The sequence below is a fragment of the Silanimonas sp. genome, from assembly GCF_044377035.1.
In the GTDB taxonomy this organism is placed as follows: domain Bacteria; phylum Pseudomonadota; class Gammaproteobacteria; order Xanthomonadales; family Xanthomonadaceae; genus Silanimonas.
Genome location: NZ_JBILJW010000041.1, coordinates 1 through 6,983, shown reverse-complemented (window position 1 = coordinate 6,983; position 6,983 = coordinate 1). Strand labels below are relative to the sequence as shown.

6 protein-coding genes are annotated in these 6,983 nt (G+C 68.2%); all 6 read left to right on the top strand.

Annotation, left to right across the window (positions count from 1 at the left end; genetic code table 11):
* A partial coding sequence (locus ACIQ6S_RS13850; protein WP_397608864.1) for a transcription termination/antitermination protein NusA occupies positions 1-781 on the top strand: 781 nt, incomplete at its 5' end.
* A gap of 70 nt (positions 782-851) precedes the next feature.
* Positions 852-3,488, top strand: a complete 2,637-nt coding sequence (gene infB, locus ACIQ6S_RS13845) for a translation initiation factor IF-2 (protein WP_397608863.1) — start codon at positions 852-854, stop codon at positions 3,486-3,488.
* The gene (gene rbfA / locus ACIQ6S_RS13840; RefSeq protein WP_397608862.1) at positions 3,488-3,919 is read left to right on the top strand and encodes a 30S ribosome-binding factor RbfA; all 432 of its coding nucleotides are present in this window, start codon (positions 3,488-3,490) and stop codon (positions 3,917-3,919) included. The genes infB and rbfA overlap by 1 nt, the downstream gene beginning before the upstream one ends.
* Positions 3,920-3,971: 52 nt before the next feature.
* The gene (truB, locus tag ACIQ6S_RS13835; RefSeq protein WP_297875301.1) at positions 3,972-4,895 is read left to right on the top strand and encodes a tRNA pseudouridine(55) synthase TruB; all 924 of its coding nucleotides are present in this window, start codon (positions 3,972-3,974) and stop codon (positions 4,893-4,895) included.
* A 197-nt stretch (positions 4,896-5,092) separates the two neighbouring features.
* Complete coding sequence (rpsO, locus tag ACIQ6S_RS13830; protein WP_297866720.1) at positions 5,093-5,353, top strand: 30S ribosomal protein S15; 261 nt, start codon at positions 5,093-5,095, stop codon at positions 5,351-5,353.
* A 139-nt stretch (positions 5,354-5,492) separates the two neighbouring features.
* The coding region (pnp, locus tag ACIQ6S_RS13825; RefSeq protein WP_397608861.1) for a polyribonucleotide nucleotidyltransferase at positions 5,493-6,983 on the top strand (1,491 nt) is incomplete at its 3' end.

The window sequence follows — 6,983 nt, the reverse complement described above, 5'->3', positions numbered from 1 at the left end:
CCGCGCCAAGATCGCCGTGCTCGCGCACGACCACCGCACCGATCCGATCGGCGCCTGCATCGGCATGCGCGGTTCGCGCGTGCAGGCCGTCAGCAACGAGTTGAACGGCGAGCGCATCGACATCGTGCTGTGGTCGGACAACTCCGCGCAGTTCGTCATCAACGCCATGGCGCCGGCGGAAGTGCAGTCGATCATCGTCGACGAAGAGCGCCACGCGATGGACCTCGCCGTCGCCGAGGAGAAGCTCGCGCAGGCGATCGGCAAGGGCGGCCAGAACGTCCGCCTCGCCAGCCGCCTCACGGGCTGGCAGCTCAACGTGATGACGCAGGACCAGATCTCGGCGAAGTCGGAGGCCGAGCAGGCCAACTCCCGCAAGCTGTTCATGGACAAGCTGGAAGTCGACGAGGAAATCGCCGGCATCCTGGTGGGCGAGGGCTTCAACACCGTCGAGGAAATCGCCTACGTGCCGGTCGCCGAGCTGCTGGCCGTCGAAGGCTTCGACGAGGACATCGTCGAGGAACTGCGTGCCCGCGCCCGCGACGCGCTGCTCACCGAGGCGCTGGCCGTCGAGGAGAACCTCGAGGAGCACAAGCCGGCGGAAGACCTGCTGTCGCTCGAAGGCATGGACGAAGCCACCGCCTACGCGCTGTCCTCGCGCGGCATCGTCACGCGCGACGACCTCGCCGAGATGGCCGTCGACGAGATCGCCGACATCGAAGGCATGGACGACGCCCGCGCCGCCGCCCTCATCATGGAAGCGCGCAAGCACTGGTTCGCCTGAGCCCGTCCTGCCCGCACCCTACGTTTAATCCAGCGCCCCGCGCGCAAAGCATCCAAGGAAGCCCTTCCGAATGTCCGAGGTCACCGTCCGCTCCCTGGCCAAGGTGCTGAACCTGCCCGTCGAGAAGCTGCTTGAGCAGCTCTCCGGCGCAGGCATGCAGTTCACCGGGCCGGACCAGGTGGTCAGCAGCACCGAGAAGATGAAGTTGCTCGGCTTCCTGCGCCGCACCCATGGCAAGGATGAAAAACCCGCCGAGGAAGCCGGCCCCAGCCGCATCACGCTCCAGCGCCGCAAGGTCGAAGAGCTGACGGTCGGTGGCGGCAAGACCAAGGCCACCGTCGCCGTTGAAGTCCGCCAGAAGCGCACCTACGTGAAGCGCGCCGATGTCGCCCCGAGCGGCCCGGACGCCGAGCGCGAGGAAGCCGCCCGCAAGCTGGCCGAGTCGCAGGCCCGCTCCGACGCCGAGCGCAAGGCGCTGGACGAGGCCGATCGTCGCCGCCGTGACCAGGAAGCCGCCGACAAGGCCGCTCGTGCGCCCTCGGCAACGCCGGCCGCCGCGACCGATCCGGTCGCCGACGAGCGCCCGGTCGAGCGAGCTGCGGAGCCGGCAGCGGCCCCCGCCGCCGAGAATCCGGCCGATGCGCGTCCGACGACGCGCCCCGTCATCCAGATGCCGAGCCGCGCGGACGCCGAACTGGCGGCGCGTGCCCGTGAGGCCGCCAACCGCCGCGGCAAGCCCGGCGGCAAGGTCGAAGGCGCTCCGGAAGATGACCGCAGTGGCCGTTTCGTCGGTGGCCAGCTGCACCTGAGCGAAGGCGCGCATGCGCGTCGCAACACGGGCAACAACAAGCGCAAGCCGGGTGGTCGTGGCCGCCAGGAACCTTCGCGCCACAGCAACAGCAACAACAACAACGCCGGTCCGCACGCGTTCTCGCGCCCGACCGCGCCGGTGATGCGTGAAGTGGCCGTCGGTGAAGCCATCAGCGTCGGCGATCTCGCCAACAAGCTGGCGATGAAGGGCGGCGAGGTGGTGAAGGCGCTGTTCAAGATGGGCGTCATGGCCACCTTGAACCAGACCATCGACCACGACACCGCGGTGCTCGTCGTCGAGGAACTGGGCCACAAGGCCGTCCGCGCCACCGAGGACGACGCCGAGCTGGCGCTGGCCGCGCACATCGAAGCCGACCAGGGCGAGCGCAGCACGCGTCCGCCGGTCGTCACGATCATGGGCCACGTCGACCACGGCAAGACCTCGCTGCTCGACTACATCCGCCGCACCAAGGTGGCCTCCGGCGAAGCCGGCGGCATCACCCAGCACATCGGCGCCTACCACGTCGAAACCGGCAAGGGCGTCGTCACCTTCCTCGACACCCCGGGCCACTCGGCGTTCACCGCCATGCGTGCGCGCGGCGCCAAGCTCACCGACCTGGTGGTGCTGGTGGTCGCGGCGGACGACGGCGTCATGCCGCAGACCATCGAAGCGATCAAGCACGCGCGCGCCGCCAAGGTGCCGCTGGTGGTCGCGATGAACAAGATGGACAAGCCGAACATCAACATCGACAACCTGCGCAACGGCCTCGCCCAGCACGAAGTGACGCCGGAAGAGTGGGGCGGCGACACGCCGTTCATCGGCGTCTCGGCGAAGACGGGCATGGGCATCGACGCGCTGCTCGACGCGATCCTGGTCCAGGCCGAGGTGATGGAGCTCTCCGCGCCGGTCGACGGCAAGGCGGCGGGTACCGTCATCGAGTCCTCGCTCGACAAGGGCCGCGGCCCGGTTGCCACGGTGCTGGTGCAGCAGGGCACGCTGTCGAAGGGCGACTACCTGGTCTGCGGCACGCAGTACGGCCGCGTGCGCGCGCTGTTCGACGAAGGCGGCAAGCAGGTCGATTCGGCGGGTCCGTCGATCCCGGTGGTGCTGCTCGGCCTCTCCGGCGTGCCGAACTCGGGCGACGACTTCGTGGTCGTGGCCGACGAGCGCCTTGCCAAGGACGTTGCCCAGCAGCGCGAGGCCAAGGTTCGCGAGGCGAAGCTGGTCAAGCAGGCCGGCCGCATGGAAGACATCATGGCCCAGATGGGCAAGGGCGAAGGCCAGCAGCAGCTCAACCTGCTGATCAAGGCCGACGTGCAGGGTTCGGTGGAAGCGCTGCGTGACTCGCTGGTCGCGCTGTCCAACGACCTGATCAAGATCAACGTGATCCAGTCGGGCGTCGGTGGCATCACCGAGTCCGAGGCCGTCATGGCCGCCGCGGCCAAGGCCGTCGTCATCGGCTTCAACGTCCGTGCCGACGCGGCCGCGCGCAAGGTCATCGAGGGCAATGGCCTCGACCTGCGCTACTTCTCGATCATCTACGACGTCATCGACCAGGTGAAGCAGGTCGCGTCGGGTCTGCTCGGCAAGGAGATCCGCGAAGAGATCATCGGCGTGGCCGAAGTCCGCGACGTGTTCCGCAGCTCGAAGTTCGGCGCCGTCGCCGGTTCGCTGGTCGTCGAAGGTACGGTCAAGAAGTCGAAGCCGATCCGCGTGCTGCGCAACCAGACCGTCATCTTCCAGGGCGAACTGGAGTCGCTGCGCCGCTTCAAGGACAACGTCGAGGAAGTGCGTTCCGGCACCGAGTGCGGCATCGCGGTGAAGGCGTACAACGACGTCAAGCCGGGTGACATGATTGAATGCTTCGAGCGCATCGAAGTGGCGCGGTCGCTCTGATGCCGAAGCGTTCCTTCTCGCGCACCGATCGTCTCTCCGCCCAGTTCCGCCGGGAGCTGGGCGTCATGGTGCACGAGGCCGTGCGCGAGCATTCGCTGCCCTCCGCGAGCGTCTCCGACGTGGAGGTCACGCGTGACCTGTCGCACGCGAAGGTCTGGGTGACCGCACTGAAGCCGGAGCGTTCGCTCGAGGTCGTGAAGGCCCTGAACGAGCTGTCGAAGGGCTTCCGCCAGCAGTTGGGCAAGATGTTGCGCATCCGCCAGGTGCCCGAGCTGCATTTCCATTACGACGAATCCGTCGATCGCGGCGAGAAGATCGAGCTGCTGCTGCGCGAAGCCGCCAAGCAGGATGCCGTGATCCGAGAGGCGAACGGCGAGGCCTCGAGCGACGGCGCCCCCGGCGAAACGCCGTCGTCCCGCGACGCCCACTGACGCCGCGCCCCTCGGGGCGCCGCGGCGGCCGATCCTCATCGAGGACTCCCCCATGCACCGTCTTCCGTTCCGTTCCCTCGATGGCCTGCTGCTGCTGGACAAGCCGGCCGGCCTGAGCTCGAACGCCGCGCTGCAGCGCGTCCGCAAGCATTTCCGCGCCGAGAAGGCCGGCCACACCGGCAGCCTCGACCCTTTGGCCACCGGACTGCTGCCGATCTGCTTCGGCGAAGCCACCAAGGTGGCGGGACTGATGCTCGGCGCGCGCAAGTCATACGAAACGGAAGCGCGGCTGGGCGTCGTCACCGATACCGATGATGCGGACGGCCAGGTGCTGCGTGAACGCCCCGTGCCGCTGCTCGACGCGCATGCGGTCGAACGCGTGTTGAAGCGCTACATCGGCCGGATTTCGCAGCGACCGCCGATCTATTCGGCCCTTAAGCAGGGCGGCGAGCCGCTCTACGCCAAGGCCCGCCGCGGCGAGATCGTCGAGGTCGCCGAGCGCGAGGTCGACGTCCATGCGCTCGAGCTGCTGTCGATCAACGGCGCGTCGCTGCGCCTGCGCATCACCTGCGGTTCGGGCACCTACGTGCGCAGCCTCGTGCGCGACATCGGCGAGGACCTCGGCTGCGGCGCGCATGTGGTCGCCCTGCGGCGCCTGTGGGCCGAGCCCTTCCGCACCCCGACGATGATCACGCTCGACGAGATCGAGGCCATCGACCGGAACAGTGAGCCCGGGCTCGCCGCCCTGGACAGCCTGCTGATGCCGGTGGAGTCGGCCCTGGCCGACTGGCCGCGCCTGAACCTGAGCGAGGCCGAGGTGCTGAAGCTGGGCCACGGCCAGAGCCTGGCTGGCCTCGATGCCGCGAACGGCCTGATGGCCGCCTTCGCCCCGAGCGGGCGGGCGGTGGGGCTGGTCGAGGGCCGCGACGGCGTGGTGCACCCGCAGCGGCTGTTCCGCTGGGCCGCGGCCTCCTGAGCCCCGCGCCGCGGGCGGAGCGCCCCGGTGAGGGTTGAGCCTGAACGCGATTCGCGCCCTGCTGTGAAAACCTTGTTCAGAAGCCCAGCCGGGCTTACAATCCGCGCGCCTCAATCGAGGCATCCCCATGAAACCGGCGAAGACCGCGGTGCGTCCACGAGTGACGTTCCTGCGCCTTCCGCATCACGAGAACGTCCATGAGCATCGATTCCAACCAGATCATTTCCCAGTTCGCGCGCGGCGCCAACGACACCGGTTCGCCGGAAGTCCAGGTCGCCCTGCTGTCGGCCCGCATCGAGCAGCTGACGGAGCACTTCAAGGCCCACAAGCAGGATCACCACAGCCGTCGTGGCCTGCTCAAGATGGTGAACACCCGCCGTCGCCTGCTGGCCTACCTCAAGGACAAGGACGTTGAGCGCTACAAGACGCTCATCGAGCGCCTCGGCCTCCGTCGTTAAGTGATACCCCGCGCGGCGCAGAAATGCGCCGCGCTGCTTTTCGGGGTTTGAAAACCCCATGCCGCGGCAACGCGGCAACCGAGCCAGGGGGCAGGGGCCCCCGGCCGGACTGAAACGAAAGACAACCAGAGAGCAGAACGTGGCGAAATATTCGAAGACCTTCCAGTACGGCCAGCACGAAGTGACGCTGGAAACGGGCGAGATCGCCCGCCAGGCCGGTGGCGCCGTCCTCGTCAAGATGGCGGACACCGTCGTCCTCGTGACCGTCGTCGGCAACAAGAACGTCCGTGAAGGCATGGACTTCTTCCCGCTGACCGTCGACTACCAGGAGAAGTTCTACGCCGGTGGCCGCATCCCGGGTGGCTTCTTCAAGCGCGAAGGCCGCCAGACCGAGCGCGAGACGCTGACCTCGCGCCTGATCGACCGTCCGATCCGCCCGCTGTTCCCGGAAGGCTTCCGCCACGAAGTGCAGGTCATCGCGACCGTCGTCTCGCTGAACCCGGAAGTCGAGGGTGACATCCCGGCGATGATCGGCGCCTCGGCCGCGCTGGCCCTGTCGGGCATCCCCTTCTCGGGCCCGATCGGCGCCGCCAAGGTCGGTTACGCCAACGGCCAGTACATCCTCAACCCGACGACCACCCAGCTGAAGACCTCGGAGCTCGAACTCGTCGTCGCCGGCACCACGAACGCGGTGCTGATGGTGGAGTCGGAAGCCAAGCTGCTCTCGGAAGAGGTGATGCTCGGCGCCGTCACGTTCGGCCACAACGCCGGCCGCACGGTCATCAACGCCATCAATGAACTGGTCAAGGAAGCCGGCCAGAAGGATTGGGGCACCTGGACCGCCCCGGCCCGCAACGAGGCCCTCGTGGCCGCGCTGAAGGCCGCCGTCGGCACGCGCCTCGCCGACGCCTTCAAGGTGACGGACAAGCTGCAGCGCCGCGACGCCATCGGCGCCCTGAAGAAGGACGTGATGGCCGCCCTCGCCCCGCAGATCGAAGCCAACGGCTGGTCGGCCGGTGAAGCCTCGAAGGAGTTCGGCGAGCTCGAGTACCAGACCATGCGCGACTCCGTGCTGACCACCAAGGTCCGCATCGACGGCCGTGCGCTCGACACCGTCCGCCCGATCACCGTCCGCGTCGGCGTGCTGCCGCGCGTCCACGGCTCGGCGCTGTTCACCCGCGGCGAGACGCAGGCCCTCGTGGTCGCCACCCTCGGCACCGCGCGCGACGGCCAGATCATCGACGCTGCCGAAGGCGAGTCGAAGGAACACTTCCTGTTCCACTACAACTTCCCGCCGTACTCGGTCGGCGAAGCCGGCCGCATGATGGGCCCGAAGCGCCGCGAGATCGGCCACGGCCGCCTCGCCAAGCGCGGCGTGCTCGCCGTCATGCCGGACATGGAGAGCTTCCCGTACACGATCCGCGCCGTCTCGGAGATCACCGAGTCGAACGGTTCGTCGTCGATGGCCTCGGTCTGCGGCTCGTCGCTCGCGATGATGGACGCCGGCATCCCGGTGAAGGCGCCGGTCGCGGGCATCGCGATGGGCTTGGTGAAGGAAGGCGACAACTTCGTCGTGCTGTCCGACATCCTCGGTGACGAGGACCACCTCGGCGACATGGACTTCAAGGTG